This window comes from Inquilinus sp., assembly GCF_039594555.1.
In the GTDB taxonomy this organism is placed as follows: domain Bacteria; phylum Pseudomonadota; class Alphaproteobacteria; order DSM-16000; family Inquilinaceae; genus Inquilinus.
Map to the genome: position 1 here is coordinate 20,016 of NZ_JBCNNF010000011.1, position 18,622 is coordinate 38,637.

Sequence of the window (18,622 nt, forward strand, 5' to 3'; positions counted from 1 at the left end):
GGAGAGGACCCGTCATGCGTAGCGCTCGCGAAGCATCCGAAGACCGTTCTTGACCGGTCTCGGCAGATAGGTCCGCAGGCCGTCCCGCAGGCCCGGCGGGAAGCGCCAGCGTGCAAGATCGATCGGCGCGGCAATAGCGGGTCGGTCTTCGGCCACACGGTCGAGCAGCGCACGATACCGGTCGGCCATCAGCTCGACGCCGAACAGCTCCCGCACCGTCGCACTCGCCTGTTCGGACATCCGGGCGAGCGCCGCGCGGTCCCGCGCCAGGCCGATCACGGCCCGGGCCGCCGCCTTGACATCGCCGACCGGGAACAGGCGCCCGTTCCGGCCGTCCCGCACCGCCATGTCGGTGACGCCGCGGAGCAGCGACGCGACGGGCACGCAGCCGGCGGCCATCGCCTCCACCAGCGTCACCGGGAAACCTTCGAAGCGCGAGGGCATGATCAGCACGTCGTGCCCGGCCAGGAGGTCCCCGACCGAGGTCGGCGCGACAGCGCCGAGGCAGCGGATGCGGCCCCTGGCCCCGTCGCAGTTGCGCTTGAATCGGGCGAGATCCGGCCCGTCCCCGGCGACGGTGAGGGTCACCGGATCGGGGATCTCCTGCAGGATGCGCGGCAGCCACAGCACGCCCTTCGCCTGGTCTTCGATCCGCCCCAGGAAGAGCAGCCGCAACGTCTCGTCGCTTGTGCTGCGAGCATCCAGGACGACGCCGGCGGCGTCGATCCCATTCGGGATGGCCAGGGTCCGGCCGGCGTCGAAGCCATGGCGCTCCACGAGGTCGGACCGGATCCGCTCGGAGACGCCGACCGTGGCATGGACGTGGTCCCGGATCGCCCGCGCGGCGGCGTAGGTTCCCGGCGTGATGTTGTGCACGATCATCACCCGGAGGATCCGTGACGGCAGGTAACGGATGCAGTTCGTCTGGACCCGGTCTGCGGCGACATTGACGAAAACGCCGTCGAATCCTTCCCGCTCGATGGCCGCGATCATCGACCGGGCGCCGGCCTCGTCATCGTCGTCGGGCCGCCCCGCCACGGTGCCGAGGTCCTGCTGCGACCGGAAATAGGCGGTGTTCGCGGCGCGGTGTGCCGCGGGACCATAGCCGAGCCAGCGCAGGTCGATTCGGTGCGGTGCCAGCCCGGTGTGCAGATGGCGGAAGACCGAATAGGTGCCCCCGATATGCGGGAAGCCGAAATAGGCGAACCTCATTTTCTCAGGGCTCCGGGGCCAGGCGCGGGGTTGCCGGCACGCGATCACGCCGCGACACCGCCCGGACGAAGCCGAGATGGGCCGCCACCGGGACCAGGAGCCCGATCGTCAGCACCATGTCCGGCACCAGGAAGACCGTCCCGACATAGGCGACCGCGCCCAGGACGACCGACAAGCCAACCATGAAGACCGCCGCCACGGCGTGCGGCATGCCGAGATCGAGCAGCAGGTGGTGGAGATGCCATCGGTCCGGCGAGAACGGGCTGCGCCCGGCCAGCAGCCGACGGACGATCAGGCTCAGCGTATCGACCACGGGGATGACGCAGACCCAGAGCAGGACCGGAAACGCAACCGAGAGCAGCGGGCCGGAAGACAGCCCGATGATGAAATAGCCGATCGCGGCGCCGAGCATGGTGCTGCCGGCATCGCCCATGAAGACGGACGCTCGCGGCCGCCAGTAATGCCGGGTGTTGAACACCAGGAACCCGAGTACGGCGGCCAGCAGCAAGCCGATCTGCGCCATCAGGTCGGCGCGCCCGACGAAGGACGCCAGCAGCGCCAGCCAGAACAGCGCCCCCGCGGCCATCCCCCCCGCCAGACCGTCCAGGCCGTCGATCATGTTGAAGGCGTTGGTCAGCCCGATCAGGAACACGATGCTCGTGACCAGACATACGGCCGATAGCAGCGGCTCACCCATCATCGCGACCAGACCGGACGTCGCCTCGCCGAGATCGGTGATCCGGTGCTGGCCGAGCGTGACCATCGCGATGGCCGCGAATGTCTGGACCAGCAGGCGGATGAGGGGGCGTATATCCAGCCTGTCATCCACGGCGCCCGCCGCGACGAGGACGGCAAGCCCACCGACGAAGGCCCACAGACCGGTCAGCGCGCGGTCGAGGAGCAACAATCCGATGCCATAGGCGGCGAACATTGCCAGGCCGCCGCACCGCGGCACCAGGCCTTCATGCCGCTTGCGCTCCGACGGGCGATCCACCAGTCCCAGCCGGGGTGCGATGCGCTGCATCCAGGCCACGAGAACGACGGCCAGGAGAAATCCGTTCAGCAAATGAGGCGTGAGGTCCGGCATCTCGTCCTTCCGAAATCGTCTGGCCCGGCCTGTTGGCGGCGGGAAAACTCTGGAAAGGAAAAAATGAACCCGCAGGTTCTCTCGAAGATCTCGAGACCCTAGTGGCGAGACGGTCCCGAATTCGATTCAGGAGAACTAATGAGGGGCGCCCGTCGGAAGGAGCATACCCATCCCTCCCCCCTTCTTTCGGCGACGGGATCCATGCCCGGAAAGCTATCCATCAGGACGATGGGCATGGATCGTTGCGGGACCTGCCGTAAGATCTTCACCGGGCTGAGCCGCGGTAGCCGAGCACGTCCTTGACCAGGGCGAGGAAGCGCTTGTCGGGACGCCGCACCCGCGCCAGCCCCCCCACCAGCGGCAGGAACGGCGTCGACGGGTCCAGTTGATGCACCAGCCCGAGCAAGGCCCGCGCGGTTCCCCAGTGACCGCGGCCCGACTGCGCCATGGCGGTCCAGAAGGCCTGCTGCGCCAGCCGCCGCCGCGCCAGCCGATGCAGGAAGGCCGCATCCTCCAGGCCGCTTCCCTCACTTCGGAAGAACGACCGGAATGCCTCGGCCCGTTGCGCATAGTCGCGCAGGATGTTGTCGGACGCCGTCACCGACATGTTGCGGCCATGCACCCGCTTGATCGCCTGCAGGACCGGGGCGTACGCCACCGCCCCTTGCGTCGCGAGCCGCAGCCACATCTCCATGTCGCCGGAATGCGTCAGCTCCGGCCGGTAGCCCCCGACCGCCTGCTGCGCCGATGTCCGCACGATCGCCGTCGGGGTCGCCACGGGATTGACCGGATCCCGGCACAGCCGGGTGATGAAGTCCCTGCCGCCCTCGATCTGCCATTCGGCCCTGGTGTGCGGCCCCGGTTGCGGCGGCAGCCGCTGGTCCGGAAGCAGGTCCTCGGCAAGGCCGTGCGTCAGGACGACGTCGGGATGGTCGTCCATCACGGCGACGGCCCGATCGAGCGCCGCCGGGGTCAGCAGATCATCGGCGCTGAGCAGCAGGAGATAGTCGGATCGTGCCCAGGCGATTCCTTCGTTGTAGGTGGCGATATGCCCGCGATTGACCGGGTGCACCGACACCTCGATGCAGGAATGCTGAGCCGCATAGCGTCTGGCGACCGCGGCGGAATCGTCCGTCGACGCGTCGTCGATCACCAGGATGCGCACGTCCTCGGACGTCTGGAAAAGAACGCTGTCGAGGCATTCTCCGAGGAAGCGCCCGTATTGGTAGCAGGGAATGCAGATATCGACCTTGGGCATGCAGCCACTCCTCGCCTCGGTAGGGTCATCCCGACGACCGGAGCGTGAAGCCTGGCGGATCCGGACGGCGAGCGGCCAGCATGCCAGCCTCGGCGGAACTCCCCGACGCCCCCATTGGCAGGGGCCCTTCCCCCAACCGGGTTAGCGCGCGGCCGGGGCCGCCGACGGGTCCTTTCGGATCGCCTCCGCGCCGGCCCTCCAGGATTCCGTCGAGACACCCGGCAGATAGGCTCTGTGATCGCCCTCCTACTTCCATTGGAGAGTGGCAGAGGCCGAAGGGCTCAGTCGTAGCGAGCCGTCCCGCCGCGGCAGAGTGAAGCATCGGCACATCTCAGCCGATGGACAGTCCCGAGACGGGAGCAACGATGAACGCGCTGGATACCTCCTCCCGTGACGCCCTGGCGAACACCCTCGCATCGGCCATGACGGACGCCACCGGCCAAGGCTTTCAGACCGCGTTGCCGGATGCTCCAGCCGATGCACCGAACGAGCCGTCCGGCATCCAGCGCACGGCCGGCAGCGCCTCTCTCTCCCCCACCCCGACATCTCCCGTCGAGACGAGCCAAACGTCAGGAGAGCTATCCCCGGCCGTCGAGAGCCCGTCCGCGGCCGATGCCCCCGCGGCCCGCCTTCTGGCAACGGACGGCATCGCCGCCCGGGTGCTGGCCAGCCCTGCCGCTTCGGACCCCAACGCCGGCAGCGATCTGACGAGCATCATCCGCTCGACCGTGGCCGCCCCGACGACAGCGGCGACCGCACTGACGACGACGGCGGCCACCTCGCCGCTGGATGCCGCGATGCCGGGCGCGCCGACTTTGCTCGAGCAGACGCTCAGCGCCCCGAGCGAGATACAAGGCGGCGCTCCTTCCGTCGAGCCGGTCAGCAACGTGACCTCGTCGCCGACCACGTCCAACACCCTGCCGACTTCGCTCAATCCGATCGTCCTGGAGAACCTGAAGCAGGGCAACCCGGAGAGTGAATGGGGTGTGGAGGGTGGAGGAAGCGCCAACATTCAGGGCTTCGCCACCAACATCAGCGTCAATCACGGCAGCACGATCGACTTCAAGATCGCGACGGATTCCACGCATTATCGGATCGACATCTATCGCCTCGGCTACTACGGCGGGATGGGCGCCCGAAAAGTCGGGAGCATCGAGCAGAATCTCACCACCGCACAGGTCCAGCCCCATCCGCTGGTCGACTACAGCACCGGCCTGATCGACTGCGGCAACTGGTCGGTGTCCGCCAGTTGGAACGTGCCGGCCGACGCCGTCTCCGGCCTCTATATCGCCAAGCTGGTGCGCGAGGACGGCACCGAGGGGGCAAGCCAGATCCCCTTCATTGTCCGGGATGACGAGAACCGCAGCGACATCACCTTCCAGACCTCCGACACCACCTGGCAGGCCTATAATGCGTGGGGCGGCGCCAGCCTTTACGGCGGCGATGTCCCGACCGATCCGGCCAACCTGATCGGCTGGATGCCGCCGAACTGCAGCTGCGGTCTGACCGCGATCGGACGGGCCACCAAGGTCAGCTACAACCGGCCGTTCATCACCACGATCAGCCCCTATTCCGCCGGACCGCAGGACTGGATCTTCGGCGCTGAATACTCAGCCATCCGCTGGCTTGAGCAGAATGGTTACGACATCAACTACATTTCCGGCGTCGACACCGCCCGAAGCGGGGCGCAGCTGCTGAACAGCAAGGCGTTCCTCTCGGTCGGCCACGACGAGTACTGGTCGGCGGAACAGCGCGCCAATGTCGAGGCGGCCCGGGATGCCGGCGTGAACCTGGCGTTCTGGAGCGGCAACGAGGTCTATTGGAAGACCCGGTGGGAGACCAGCATCGACGGCAGCGGCACGCCCTACCGCACCCTCGTCACCTACAAGGAGACATGGGGTGACCGCACCGACCCCAGCGGCATCGGCACCGGGACATGGCGGGACCCGCGCTTCGCCGACCCCGGACAGAAGCCGGAGAACGCGCTGACCGGCACGATGTTCACGGTGGATGCCTACCGGCTGGATACGATCACCATCCCCTATGACTATTCGAACCTGCGGTTCTGGCGGAACACCGCGGTTGCCGACCTGCAGCAAGGCCAGACCTATTCGCTGGTTCAGAACCTGCTCGGCTATGAATGGGATTCGGATGTCGACAACGGCTTCCGCCCGGCGGGGCTGATCAACCTGTCGCTGTCGACCGTCTCGGTCGACACCTATCTGCGGGACTACGGCACCACCGTCGGGCCGGCGACCGCGCAGCACAGCCTCACCATGTACCGGGCCGCGAGCGGCGCCCTCGTCTTCGGGGCCGGCACGGTCTACTGGTCCTGGGGGCTGGACGGCAACCACGACAACGAGCCGACGCCGACGGATCCGAACGTCCAGCAGGCGATGGTCAACCTGTTCGCCGACATGGGCATCCAGCCCGGCACGCTGCAGGCCAGCCTGATCATGGCCTCCGCCTCGACCGACCACACCGCGCCGACCACCACCATCCTGACGCCGTCGAACGGCACGGGCCTGGTCGAAGGCCAGCGGGTCGTGATCACGGGAACCGCCCAGGACTTCGGTGGCGGCATCGTCGCCGGCGTCGAGGTCTCCACCGATGGCGGCACCACCTGGCACAAGGCCCTCGGCCGCGAGAGCTGGAGCTACGCCTGGAACGCGCAGGCCGCCGGCACCTATGTGATCAAGGCCCGGGCGGCGGATGACAGCGTCAATCTCGGCGCCGCCTCGACCGGGGTCTCGGTGACCATCACCCTGCCCTCCACCCAGAGCATGTGGACCTTCGCCGCCAAGCCGACGGAGGTTCATATCCAGGACCGCAATCCCGTCGAGCTCGGCATGCGCTTCGTCTCCGATGCCGCCGGCACGGTCACGGGCGTCCGCTTCTACAAGGGCTTCTACAACCAGGGCGCCCACACCGGCAGCCTGTGGAGCGCGGACGGTACGCTGCTGGCCACCGCCACCTTCACCGACGAGACCCTGGAGGGATGGCAGACCGTCACCTTCTCCAACCCCGTGTCGATCAATCCGGGAACGGCCTACATCGTCTCGTATCACAGCCAGGGGTTCTATTCGGCCGATACGGGCTATTTCGACGTCGCCCGCACCAATGGGCATCTGACGGCGCAGGTCGGCGCCGGCGTCTACGCCTATGGCTCCTCGACGCTGTTTCCGAACACCGTCTACCAGAACGAGAATTTCTGGGTCGACGTCCTGTTCAATGTCGGTCCCAACGGCGGTAATGTCGCCCCGGTGGCCAACAACGACAATGGGCTGAGCACCAACCAGGGCGTCGCCCTCACGATCCAGGTCGCGACCCTCCTGGCGAACGACACCGACCCCAACGGCGATCCGCTGACCGTAACCGGCGTCAGCAACGCCCTGAACGGCACGGTGAGCTTCGACAGCGTCGCCGGCACGATCACCTTCACCCCGACCGCGGGCTACAGCGGCCCGGCACGCTTCACCTATAGCGTCTCGGACGGCCGGGGCGGCACCGCCTCGGCGACGGCCGACATCACCGTCAACCCGGCCGGCACCGGCCTCAGCCTTTGGTCGGCCTCCACGGTGCCGGCGACGGTGACCGTCAACGACCCCGGATCGGTCGAGCTGGGCGTCAAATTCGTCGCCTCAAGCAACGGCACCATCACCGGGCTGCGGTTCTACAAGGGACCGCAGAACACGGGCACGCACACCGGCAGCCTGTGGTCGTCCACCGGCGTCCTGCTGGCCACGGCCACCTTTGTCGGCGAGACCGCCAGCGGCTGGCAGACCGTCGTCTTCTCCAGCCCGGTGTCGATCACCAGCGGCACGACCTATGTCGCCTCCTATCACAGCAACGGCTACTACTCGGTCAACGGCAACTATTTCTCCACACCCTATTCGAACGGCCCGCTCAGTGCCCCGGTCAATGCCGGCGTCTACGCCTATGGCGGGACGAGCCTGTTCCCGACCAACACCTATAACGGTTCGAACTACTGGGTCGACGTGCTGTACAACCAGTCCGGCGGCTCCACGAACCAGGCGCCGACCGCCGTCGCCGATGGCGGCTACAGCACGGCCCAGAACACCGCGCTGGCGATCGCCGCCGCCGCCCTGCTGGCCAACGACACGGATCCGAACGGCGACACCCTCATCGTGACCGGCGTCGGCGGCCCGGTCCATGGGGCGGTCGCCTTCAACAGCCAGACCAACACCATCACCTTCACCCCGGAGGCCGGCTACAGCGGCGCTGCCAGCTTCACCTACACCATCTCCGACGGCCGCGGCGGCACGGCGTCGGCCACGGTCGACCTCACCATCCGCCCGCCGGGGGACGGGGTCAGCCTGTTCCAGCCGACCGACACGCCGGCGACGGTGACCGCGGACGACCGGAGCCCGGTCGAGCTGGGCATGAGGTTCACCGCCTCCGCCGGCGGCACGATCTCCGCCATCCGCTTCTACAAGGGTCCCCAGAACACCGGCACGCACACTGCCAGCCTCTGGACCTCGACCGGCACGCTGCTCGCCACCGCCACCTTCACCGGCGAGACCGCCAGCGGCTGGCAGACCGTCACCTTCTCCGCGCCCGTGGCCATCAGCGCGGGGGTCACCTACGTCGCGTCCTATCACACCAACGGCTTCTATTCGGCAGACGGCGCCTACTTCACCGCGGCGCGTTCGAACGGCCCGCTGACCGCCCCGGTCAATGCCGGCGTCTACGCCTATGGCGGGACAAGCCTGTTCCCGAACAACACGTGGAACGGCTCGAACTACTGGGTGGACGTGGTCTACAACCAGTCCGGCACGGGGACCAATCAGGCGCCGACGGCCGTCGCGGATTCCGGCTTCTCGACCAACCAGAACGTCGCCCTGTCGATCCAGACCTCCGCGCTTCTGGCCAACGACACCGATCCCAACGGCGACCCCCTGACCGTGACCGGGGTCAGCAACCCGACCAACGGCACCGTGGCGCTGAACGCCCAGACCAACACCGTGACCTTCACCCCCACCGCCGGCTTCAGCGGCCCAGCGAGCTTCACCTACGCGATCTCCGACGGCCGCGGCGGCACCTCATCCGCCACCGCCTCGCTGACGGTGGCGGCGCCGCCACAGGGCACCAGCCTCTTCGCCGACACGGCCGCCCCGACCATCCTGAGCGTCGCCGATCCCTCGCCCGTCGAGCTGGGGATGAAGTTCCAGACCGATATCGGTGGCACGATCACGGCCCTGCGCTATTACAAGAGCGCCAACGACAATGGCACCCATGAGGGCCATCTCTGGACGGCAACGGGGCAATTGCTGGCCACGGTGACGTTCACCGGCGAGACCGCCAGCGGCTGGCAGACGGCGGCCCTGGCGCAGCCGATCACGATCCAGGCGAACACGACCTACATCACCTCGTATCACAGCAACGGCAACTATGCCGCGACGCCGAACTTCTTCACGACCGACATCGTCAACGGCCATCTGCGCGCGCTGGCCGATGCGACCAGCGGCGGCAACGGCGTCTTCGCCTACGGCGCGAGCGGCAGCTTCCCGAACGGCAGCTTCAACCGCACCAGCTATTCGGCCGATGTCGTGTTCAACCCGCAGCTGGCGGCCTGAAGGCGGGAAATGATGCCGCGTCTCCCCGTCACCGTCCTCTCAGGCTTCCTCGGCGCCGGCAAGACGACGCTGCTGAACCACGTCCTGCGCAACCGGGAAGGCCGCCGGGTCGCGGTCATCGTCAACGACATGAGCGAGATCAACATCGACGCCGAGCTGGTTCGGGCCGGCGATGCGGACCTCGCCCGTGCCGGGGAGTCGCTGGTCGAGATGACCAATGGCTGCATCTGCTGCACGCTGCGCGACGATCTGCTGCGCGAGGTCAGGCGCCTGGCCGCCGAAGGCCGGTTCGACCACCTGCTGGTGGAGAGCACCGGCATCTCCGAGCCTCTGCCCGTGGCGGCCACCTTCTCCTTCCGGGATGCGGACGGCGCCTCGCTTGGCGATGTCGCGAAGCTCGACGCCATGGTGACGGTCGTCGATGCCGCCAGCCTGCTGCGGGACTATGCCGACGAGACCCTGCTGCGCGACCGCGGCGGAGCCGCCGGCGAGCAGGACACCCGCTCTCTGGCCGACCTGCTGGTGGAGCAGATCGAGTTCGCCGACCTCGTGGTCATCAACAAGGCCTCCGACGTGTCGGGGGAAGAGCTCGTCCGCATCCGCCAGGTGATCCGGGCCCTCAACGCCGATGCGCGGATCCTCGAGACGGATTACGGCCTGGTGCCGCTGGGCGCCGTGTTCGACACCGGGCTGTTCTCGGAGGCCAAGGCGGCGCGGCACCCCCTGTGGCACCGGGAGCTGTTCGGATCTGCCGGTCATGTGCCGGAGACCGAGATGTACGGCATCTCCAGCTTCGTCTACCGGGCCCGGCGGCCCTTCGACCCGGAGCGGCTGGAGGAGTTCCTGGCACGGCGCTGGCCGGGGCTGATCCGGGCCAAAGGCTTCCTCTGGCTGGCCACCCGGCCGGACTGGATCGGCCAGTTGTCGATCGCGGGCGGACAGCGCCGGATCGACGGCAAGGGGCTGTGGTGGGCGGCGGTGCCGACGCAGCACTGGCCCCGCCATCCGGATTGGCACAGCCGGCTTCAGGATCATTGGAGCCCGATCTGGGGCGACCGGCGGCAGGAGCTGGTGTTCATCGGCTGCGGCCATGACGAGGGCGGCATCCTCCGGGCGCTGGATGACTGCCTGGTCGGATCACCGCTCCGCTACGACCGCGCGGCCTATCGCGGCCTGCTCGACCCGTTCCCCAACTGGCAGATCGGGCACGTCGCCTGACGGATCCGGACATTTCAAACCACCATTTGCAACAAGGACATCGATATGCACACCGAGATCTATTCCGACGGCATTGGCGAAATCACGGTCACCGGCACGGTGCTGCGGATTGACCTGGTCAGCCTGTCCCCGACCGAACGGGACGCCAACAACGCTCCGAAAGCAACCTTCCGGCAACGGATCATCATGCCGCTGGACGGCTTCGCCAACGCCGCGGACCTGATCCAGAAGGTGATGCAGGGGCTGATCGAGGCCGGGGCAATCCAGCGCCGCCAGGCAACGGAGGCCGCTGCGGCCGCCGGCCCGGCGCCTGCGCCGAATGGAGCCCACCGCAACAGCTCGCCCAACTTCTCCTGATGACCGCGGCAACACCGGAGGCCATGCCGGAGGACGGGTCGCCGTCCCCGGCGGGCGGGTCGCGCGACACCGGGCTGTATTGCCTTACCGTCGTGCTGCGGCATCACGGCTTCGACATCTCCGTCGCCGGCCTCGCCCACCGTTATGCCCTGGGCGCCGAGCCGGTTCCGGCACCCCTCCTCCTCCGCATGGCGCGGGAGTCCGGGCTGCGGGCGCGCCATCTCCGTCTCGGCTGGGCCGGCCTCATACGGCTGGGCGAGGCGTTTCCGGCGCTGGCCAGGCTGGACAACGGCAACTGGGTGCTGATCGCCGGCATCGTCGCGGATGACGAGGCCCGGGATGCAGTCCGTCTGCTCGACCCGCTGGCCGACCGGCCGGAGATGCTGGTCGTGCCCGGTGAGGCGTTCCAGGCCCGCTGGTCGGGTGAGCTGATCCTGCTGAAGCGCAGCTATCGCATCGGCGACCCCGAGCAGCCCTTCGGCTTCCGCTGGTTCGTGCCGGAGCTGCTGCGCCAGCGCCGGCTGTTCGCCGATGTCGCGGTCGCCGCCCTGTTCCTGTATGGGCTGGGGCTGGCGACGCCGATCTTCTTCCAGCTGATCATCGACAAGGTGCTGGTGCACAACAGCTACATGACGCTGTACGTGCTGTCGGGCGGCATCTTCATCGCCCTGGTGTTCGACGCCGTCTTCACCTTCCTGCGGCGCTACCTGCTGCTCTACGCCACCAACCGTATCGACATCCGTCTCGCCACCCGGACCTTCGCCCATCTGCTGAGCCTGCCGATCACCTTCTTCGAGCAGGCCTCGGCCGGCATCCTGGTCAAGCACATGCAGCAGGCGCAGCGGATCCGGGAGTTCCTCACTGGCCGCCTGTTCCTGACGCTGCTGGACGGTCTGTCGCTGATCGTGTTCGTGCCGGTGCTGCTGATGTACAGCACCTGGCTGACCCTGGTGGTGCTCGCCTTCGCGCTGCTGGTGGCCTTCGTCATCGTGCTGCTGGTCGGCCCCTTCCGCCGGCGGCTGCGCGCCCTGTACGCGGCCGAAGGCCAGCGCCAAGCCCTGCTGGTCGAGACCGTGCACGGGATGCGGACGGTGAAGTCGCTGTCGATGGAGCCCATGCAGCGCCGGATCTGGGATGATCGTTCGGCGCAGAGCGTCGCCATGCGCTTCGAGGTCGAGAAGATCTCGACGACGGCCCAGTCCGTCACCGGCCTGGTCGAAAAGCTGATGAGCGTGGCGGTGATCGGGCTTGGCGCCATTGCCGTGTTCGACAGCACGATGACCATCGGCGCCCTGATCGCCTTCAACATGCTGGCCGGCCGGGTCTCGGGCCCGCTGGTCCAGATCGTGACCATGGTCCACGAGTACCAGGAGGTCGCGCTGTCGGTCCGGATGCTGGGCGAGGTGATGAACAAGCGGCCCGAACGGCATGGCCGGACCGACGGGCTGCGCCCGGCCATTGCCGGCCGCATCGAGTTCGACAATGTCTCCTTCCGCTACTCCGCCGAGGCCAATCCGGCGCTCGACGACATCTCCTTCACGGTGCCCGAGGGCAGCATCTTCGGGGTGGTCGGGCGCAGCGGCTCCGGCAAGACCACGGTGACGCGGCTGATCCAGGGCCTGTATCCGGTGCAACAGGGTGTGGTCCGGGTCGACGGCGTCGACATGCGGGAATTCGACCTCGTGCATCTGCGCAAGTCGATCGGCGTGGTGCTGCAGGAGAACTTCCTGTTCCGAGGGACGGTGCGCGAGAACATCGCCGCCACCCGGCCGGATGCCAGCTTCGACGAGATCGTCGAGGCGGCGCGTATGGCCGGTGCCGAGGAGTTCATCGAGCGCCTGCCGCGCGGCTTCGACACGATGCTGGAGGAAAGCGCGGAAAATCTCTCAGGGGGTCAGCGCCAGCGCCTGGCGATCGCCCGCGCCCTGGTGGCCAATCCCCGTCTCCTGATCTTCGACGAGGCGACCAGCGCCCTCGATCCCGAGAGCGAGGCGATCATCCGCCAGAACCTGAAGCGCATCGCCAAGGGCCGCACGGTCATCATCGTCTCGCACCGGCTGTCCACCCTGATGGATGCGAACGCCATCCTGGTGATTGATCGCGGGCGTATTGCCGATATCGGCCGGCACGACCAGCTTCTGTCGCGCTGCACGACCTATCGGCATCTCTGGAACCAGCAGATGAGGCAGACCGCATGATGCCGGAGCGAGATCCGCCGCCGGAACGCCGGGCGCTGCCGGCCATCCGCAAGCCGGCCGCGATCGTGCGGCTGCCGACCCACCCCGCCGTCGCGGAGTTCCAGCGCGATGCGGTCGAGCTCGAGGCCCGGGCGCCGCCGCGGATCACGCGCCTGACCCTGTATGCCGTTACCGCGCTGATCGTGGGTGCCGTGATCTGGGCCGCGCTGTCGACCGTGGACGAAATCGTCGTCGCTCCCGGCAAGCTGATCACCGCCCAGCCGAACCTCGTGGTCCAACCGCTCGAGACCTCCGTCATCCGCTCGATCGACGTCACGGTGGGCGAGGTCGTCCATGCTGGCCAGCGGCTTGCCGCACTCGATACCACCTTCACCCAGTCGGACGTCGAGCAGTTGCGGGCGAAGGTCGGCGCGCTCGAGGCCCAGATGAGCCGGATCGAGGCGGAACTCGCGGGACGCCCCTATGAGCCGGGGAGCCAAGTCGATGCCGACGAGCAGTTGCAGCTGCGCTTCTATCTCCAGCGCAAGGCCGCTTACGATTCCCAACTGCGAAACTTCGACGACCAGATCGGTCGGGCGGAGGCCAGCCTCCAGGCAGGCCGCGACGAAGAAAAGCTCCTGGCGCAGCGCGTCGACACCCTGCAGCAGGTCGAGCAGATGCGGCAGGAGCTGCTGGCCAGCCAGACCGGCTCTCGACTGAACTACCTCGTCGCCAAGGATACGCGGCTGGACATCGAGGCCGAGCTCGCGAAAAACCGTGGCAGCCAGGCCGAGATGACCCTCGCCATCGACAAGGCGAGATCCGAGCGGCAGGCCTATATCGAGGAGTTCCGGCGCGCCGCGGTGGAGGACCTCGTCAAGGCCCGCGAGGGCTATGCCGCAGCGGTTGAGGAGCTGAAGAAGGCCGAGCTTCGCCGCGACATGATCGTGCTGACCGCGCCCGCGGATGCCGTCGTCCTCGACATCGCCCAGCGGTCAATCGGCTCAGTGGTGCGGGAGGCCGAACCCCTGTTCACCCTGGTGCCGCTGAACGTCCCTCTGGAGGCCGAGGTCTCGATCGCCAGCAAGGATATCGGCCAGCTCGGCACCGATGAGCCGGCCCGCATCAAGCTCGACGCCTTTCCTTTCCAGAAGCACGGCACGGCCACCGGCACGGTCCGCACCATCAGCCAGGACTCCTTCGCCTCCAATGCACGGGACGACAAGGGCAGCCCCGATACCGCCGCCCCTCCGGTATACCGGGCCCGGATCCGGCTGGTGGATACCGCCCTGCGATCGGTTCCCGACACCTTCCGGCTTCTGCCCGGCATGACGCTGACGGCCGAGATCGAGATCGGCCGGCGCAGCGTTCTCTCTTATTTCCTCTACCCGCTGCTGCGGGGGCTGGATGAAAGCATCCGCGAGCCCTGAACGGGCCGGCGCGCGGATGATTTCAGCAAGCGGAGGCGCCTCGCCGGCGTAGCCAGCATCAACACGACGGCTACTTGGTGGTGGATCCGGTCCCTGCCGGCCGCCGAATGCTGTGCAGCTTGAACGCGACCTCTGTCCGGTTGCGAGCCTGCATCTTCTTCATGATCACCCGGATATGAACCTTGACCGTGCTCTCGGACAGATTCAGCTCATACGCGATGATCTTGTTCGGCTTGCCCTGGGCGACGCCCTCAGCGACGGCGGCTTGCCGGTCGGTCAGGTCGAATGGGGGCTTCGTGGTTCCGGCCTCATCGCGATCCAGCTGGCCGGCCTCCATGAGAATGTCGGCGGGCACGAAGACGCCTCCCGCAATGGCGAGATGCAGGGCGCCGATCGCGACCTCCAGGCTTACATTCGCCGGAACATAGCCGCGGGCGCCGAGCGACAGGATCTTGAGCACATGGCCGGGCTCCTGTTGCTCACCCATGACGATCACGGGAAGCCCCGGATGATCTCGGGCCAACGTCTGCAGATCCTCGATCAAGGCGGGATCGTCGGCACGCCTGTCGCCGATTCCCAGAAGAACAGCGGATATGTCCATCTCGGATCCGGCGATCTGCCACTCGTCCAAATCCGCGAACTCGACACCCGCAACCCCACCCTCCACCATCGCAAACGCAGCGATCAGTGCCTCCCGGACAAGGGTTCGGGAGTCCATGATCGCGACGGTGACATCGGATTCGCCGCCCCGCCTGCAGCTCGCCCGCCCCGCGCTCCGGGATTGCCTCGCCGCCTCGGAAATGATTGCAGAGCCGTTCTCGTCGCCCGCTCGAGCCTTCATATCCGCTCCTGACAGGACTTCAACGCCCTCCCCAGTCGGGGAGAGCGCAGCGCATCAGTCTCGATTGAATACTTCAGCGTCCCACCGCTCATGACCGCGCTTCCACCGATCCTATATTATAGGACCAAATTCCGATACTTATCGCCAAGCCAACACCAAATTTCATTACATTGGAACCCGTTCAGAGGAGCCCCGTCAAGCGGAATGGGTAAAATTTTATTTAATTCTTCGTAACACTCTGTTTACGATTTCATTCCAGATATACTTCTTTTGAGGTATGGCGCCCTTCCAAGAGGTATGGAGTCTCACCAATCCCAAAACAGAAACACCCGGCCCAAAGGGCCGGGTGCTCTGCGATCTATGCCCGGCTTGGTACGGGCTACAGCACGAAGTCCGTGGCATTCAGGGCGTGATCGGCCAGGACCATGATGATCGAGTCCGGATTCCTGTCGCCGTTGGCGTCGAGATAGATCCCCTGCCTGCCATCGGCGAAGACGACCACCCGGAGCTCGCCGGCATGCCCGGTGAAACCGCCGAAGCCGAAGCTGAAGGCGGTATCGCCGTTGGCGGCATTGCCATCTGCATCGATGCCCGAGAGATCGATCCGGTCGCCTGAAGTGAAATCGGCGATCAGGTCCCGTCCGGACGCGGCGACCGTGCTGTCCGACAGGCCGGTGTAGACGAAGCTGTCGTTTCCGGCGCCGCCCTTCAGCACGTCGGCGCCCAGCCCGCCGCGGAGGATGTCGTTCCCGCCGCTGCCCCACAGGGCGTTGGCGCCGCCGTCGCCGATCAGGGTGTCGGCCAGGTTGGACCCGTAGATCTGCTCGATGCCGCTGAGCGTGTCGCCCTGGGCATCACCACCGGCCCCGGTGCCGAGCACCAGGTCGACGGTCACGCCGGCACTGCTGGCGGTGTAGTAGGCGGTGTCGATACCGGCGCCACCGATCAGCACATCCGCCCCGCCCCGGCCTTCGAGGATATCGTTCCCCGCACCGCCGTCGAGTGTGTTGGCCCCGGCGCTGCCGGTCAGGTTGTCATCGAGAGCGGAGCCCGTCAGGCTCTCGATGCTGACGAGGGTATCGCCCTGGGCGTCGCCGCCGGTGCCGGTGCCGGACGTCAGCTTTACGGTGACGCCGGCGGCCGACCCGGCATAGCTGGCAGTGTCGTTCCCGGCGAGGCCGTCGATGTGGTCGGCGCCGATCCCGCCTGTCAGCGTATCGTCACCGGCAGTGCCGACCAGCGTGTCGTCGGAGTCGAGTCCCGAGACGGTCACCGTCACGGTGGCGGTGCCCCCGCCGGCGAGGGTGTAGGTGAAGCTGTCTGTCCCGGTCAGGCCGGTGGCGCCGGAGCTCGCACCAGGCAGGTGGTCGAAGGCATGGTTCGGGTCATAGATGAAGGTGCCGTCGGCGTTGAGCGTCAAATGCGCGCCGGAGGCGAGTGTGATCATGACGCCGACCGCCGCCGCGCTGCCATTCACCGCCGCCACGGCGAGCGCACTGTCCAGGTCGCTGTCCGCGCCTGAGCCGTTGTCGGCAAAGACGTTTCCGGTCGTGATGACGAGAGCCTCGTTGGTCGCGAAAGCATCAGATTGCGCGACACCCGGATCGTCGACGGAGGTGACACCGACATTGAAGCTGCCGGTGGCGGTGCCGCCGTGGCCGTCCGACAGAGTGTAAGTGACCACGTCCGGGCCATTGGCATTGGCGTTCGGCGTGTACACCAGGTTGCCGTCGACATCGAAGGAGATGGTGCCGTGCAGTGCCGAGCCGCCGGTGATCGACAGCGTGTCGCCATCGACATCGGAAGCGGCCGCCAGGATCAGCGCCTTCGAGACGGTCAGCGGGGTGTCCTCGCTGGTGCTCTGGTCCGCGACCGAGCCGGCGGTCGGGGCATCGTTCACCGCGCCGACGCCGATATTGAAGGTCCCAGTCGCAGTGCCGCCATGGCCGTCCGACAGGGTGTAAGTGACGACGTCGGCGCCATTGGCATTGGCATTCGGCGTGTAGACCAGGTTGCCGTCGACATCGAAGGAGACGGTGCCATGCAGTGCCGAGCCGCCGGTGATGGTCAGGGTGTCGCCGTCGACATCGGAGGCCGCGGCCAGGATCATCGCCTTCGAGACGGTCAGCGGGGTGTCCTCGCTGGTGCTCTGATCCGCGACCGTGCCGGCGATGGGGTCGTCATTCACCGCACCGACGCCGACATTGAAGGTCCCAGTCGCGGTGCCGCCATGGCCGTCGGACAGGGTGTAGGTGACGACGTCGGCGCCATTGGCGTTGGCGTTCGGCGTGTAGACCAGGTTGCCGTCGACATCGAAGGAGACGGTGCCGTGAAGCGCCGAGCCGCCGATGATCGACAGCGTGTCGCCGTCGACATCGGAAGCGGCCGCCAGGATCAGCGCCTTTAAGACGGTCAGCGGGGTGTCCTCGCTGGTGTTCTGATCCGCGACCGTGCCGACAATGGGGTCGTCATTCACCGCGCCGATGCCGACGTTGAAGGTCCCGGTGGCGGTGCCGCCATGGCCGTCCGACAGGGTGTAAGTGACCACGTCCGGGCCGTTGGCGTTGGCGTTCGGCGTATAGACCAGGTTGCCGTCGACATCGAAGGAGACGGTGCCGTGCAGCGCCGAGCCGCCGGTGATGGTCAGGGTGTCGCCGTCGACATCGGAGGCCGCGGCCAGGATCAGCGCCTTGGCGACGGTCAGCGGCGTGTCCTCGCTGGTGCTCTGGTCCGCGACCGTGCCGGCGGTCGGGGCGTCGTTCACCCCGGTGATGGTCATGGTCACCGTCGCGGTGCTCTGCGCCCCCGCGCTGTCCCGCATCGTATAGGCGAAGGTGTCGGTCGCCGTGGCACCGGCCGCCAGGCTCTGGAAGGCCGAGCCCGGGTCGTAGACCACGTTGCCGGCCCCGTTGATGCTGACCGTGCCCACCGTCCCCGTGCCGTTGACCGAGACCAGCGTCTTGGTGTCGCCGGCATCCGGATCGGTGTCGTTGGCCAGCAGGCTTGCCGCCGTCAGGATCACCGGCCCGCCATCCTCCTGCGCGCTCCCGGTGTCGGCCACCGCCGTCGGCCCGACATTCGTCTGGTTGTAGAGCACGTCCACCCAGTAGTTCGTGGCGTTGAAGCTCTGGTCCGGGAACAGGGTCGACGAACCGTAGGAGAAGACGCCGTTGCCACCGCTGCTGAGGCTGTCGAGCGCCGTCAGCGAACCATTGGCATGGGCGGTCAGGAAGTAGTTGCTCGTTGCCGAATAGAAGCCGTTGGTGTGATAGGAGACGATATAGGTGGTATCGGCGCTGATGGTGATCGCCGTGTCGAACACGACCGTCTGCCAGCCGCTGCCGGTCTCGTTGACGAAGGTGGCGGTGGCCAGCAGGGTGCCGTCCGCCGTCCACAGGCTGCCGGTGTGGGGGCCGGTGTTGTCCGCCCCCTTGTAGAAGCGGAC

At 67.2% G+C, this 18,622-nt stretch carries 11 protein-coding genes; 5 read left to right on the forward strand and 6 right to left on the reverse strand.

Features of this window, described 5'->3' with window-relative positions; all coding sequences use genetic code 11:
• Positions 1–12: 12 nt before the first annotated feature.
• The 4 genes from ABDW35_RS02340 to ABDW35_RS02355 all read right to left on the reverse strand — a co-directional run bounded on the left by ABDW35_RS02340 (position 13) and on the right by ABDW35_RS02355 (position 4,491).
• Entirely contained in the window at positions 13–1,212 is a 1,200-nt protein-coding gene (locus tag ABDW35_RS02340; protein WP_343712234.1) for a glycosyltransferase family 4 protein, read from the reverse strand.
• Positions 1,213–1,216: 4 nt separating this feature from the next.
• Positions 1,217–2,299, reverse strand: a complete 1,083-nt coding sequence (locus ABDW35_RS02345) for an MraY family glycosyltransferase (RefSeq protein WP_343712235.1) — start codon at positions 2,297–2,299, stop codon at positions 1,217–1,219.
• Positions 2,300–2,564: 265 nt separating this feature from the next.
• Positions 2,565–3,557: a glycosyltransferase family A protein gene (locus ABDW35_RS02350; RefSeq protein ID WP_343712236.1), complete on the reverse strand. Its 993-nt coding sequence runs from the start codon at positions 3,555–3,557 to the stop codon at positions 2,565–2,567.
• A gap of 448 nt (positions 3,558–4,005) precedes the next feature.
• Entirely contained in the window at positions 4,006–4,491 is a 486-nt protein-coding gene (locus ABDW35_RS02355; RefSeq protein WP_343712237.1) for a hypothetical protein, read from the reverse strand.
• Between ABDW35_RS02355 and ABDW35_RS02360 the strand changes: the two genes are divergently transcribed.
• From ABDW35_RS02360 to ABDW35_RS02380, 5 genes are read left to right on the forward strand one after another with little or no spacing between them, the layout of a single operon-like run.
• Positions 4,445–9,154, forward strand: coding sequence for a DUF4082 domain-containing protein (locus ABDW35_RS02360; RefSeq protein WP_343712238.1), 4,710 nt, complete (start codon positions 4,445–4,447; stop codon positions 9,152–9,154). The genes ABDW35_RS02355 and ABDW35_RS02360 overlap by 47 nt on opposite strands.
• Positions 9,155–9,163: 9 nt before the next feature.
• Complete coding sequence (locus ABDW35_RS02365; RefSeq protein ID WP_343712239.1) at positions 9,164–10,372, forward strand: GTP-binding protein; 1,209 nt, start codon at positions 9,164–9,166, stop codon at positions 10,370–10,372.
• A 45-nt stretch (positions 10,373–10,417) separates the two neighbouring features.
• Positions 10,418–10,729, forward strand: coding sequence for a hypothetical protein (locus tag ABDW35_RS02370; protein ID WP_343712240.1), 312 nt, complete (start codon positions 10,418–10,420; stop codon positions 10,727–10,729).
• Positions 10,729–12,927, forward strand: coding sequence for a peptidase domain-containing ABC transporter (locus tag ABDW35_RS02375; protein WP_343712241.1), 2,199 nt, complete (start codon positions 10,729–10,731; stop codon positions 12,925–12,927). The genes ABDW35_RS02370 and ABDW35_RS02375 overlap by 1 nt, the downstream gene beginning before the upstream one ends.
• On the forward strand, positions 12,924–14,336 hold the full coding sequence (locus ABDW35_RS02380; protein WP_343712242.1) for an HlyD family type I secretion periplasmic adaptor subunit: 1,413 nt from the start codon (positions 12,924–12,926) through the stop codon (positions 14,334–14,336). Before ABDW35_RS02375 ends, ABDW35_RS02380 begins: the two co-directional genes overlap by 4 nt.
• A 70-nt stretch (positions 14,337–14,406) precedes the next feature.
• Here the strand turns inward: ABDW35_RS02380 and ABDW35_RS02385 are convergent, their stop codons facing one another.
• Positions 14,407–15,177: a response regulator transcription factor gene (locus tag ABDW35_RS02385; protein WP_343712243.1), complete on the reverse strand. Its 771-nt coding sequence runs from the start codon at positions 15,175–15,177 to the stop codon at positions 14,407–14,409.
• 379 nt (positions 15,178–15,556) lie between these two features.
• Positions 15,557–18,622: cadherin-like domain-containing protein (locus ABDW35_RS02390; protein WP_343712244.1), on the reverse strand; the 3,066-nt coding region annotated here is incomplete at its 5' end.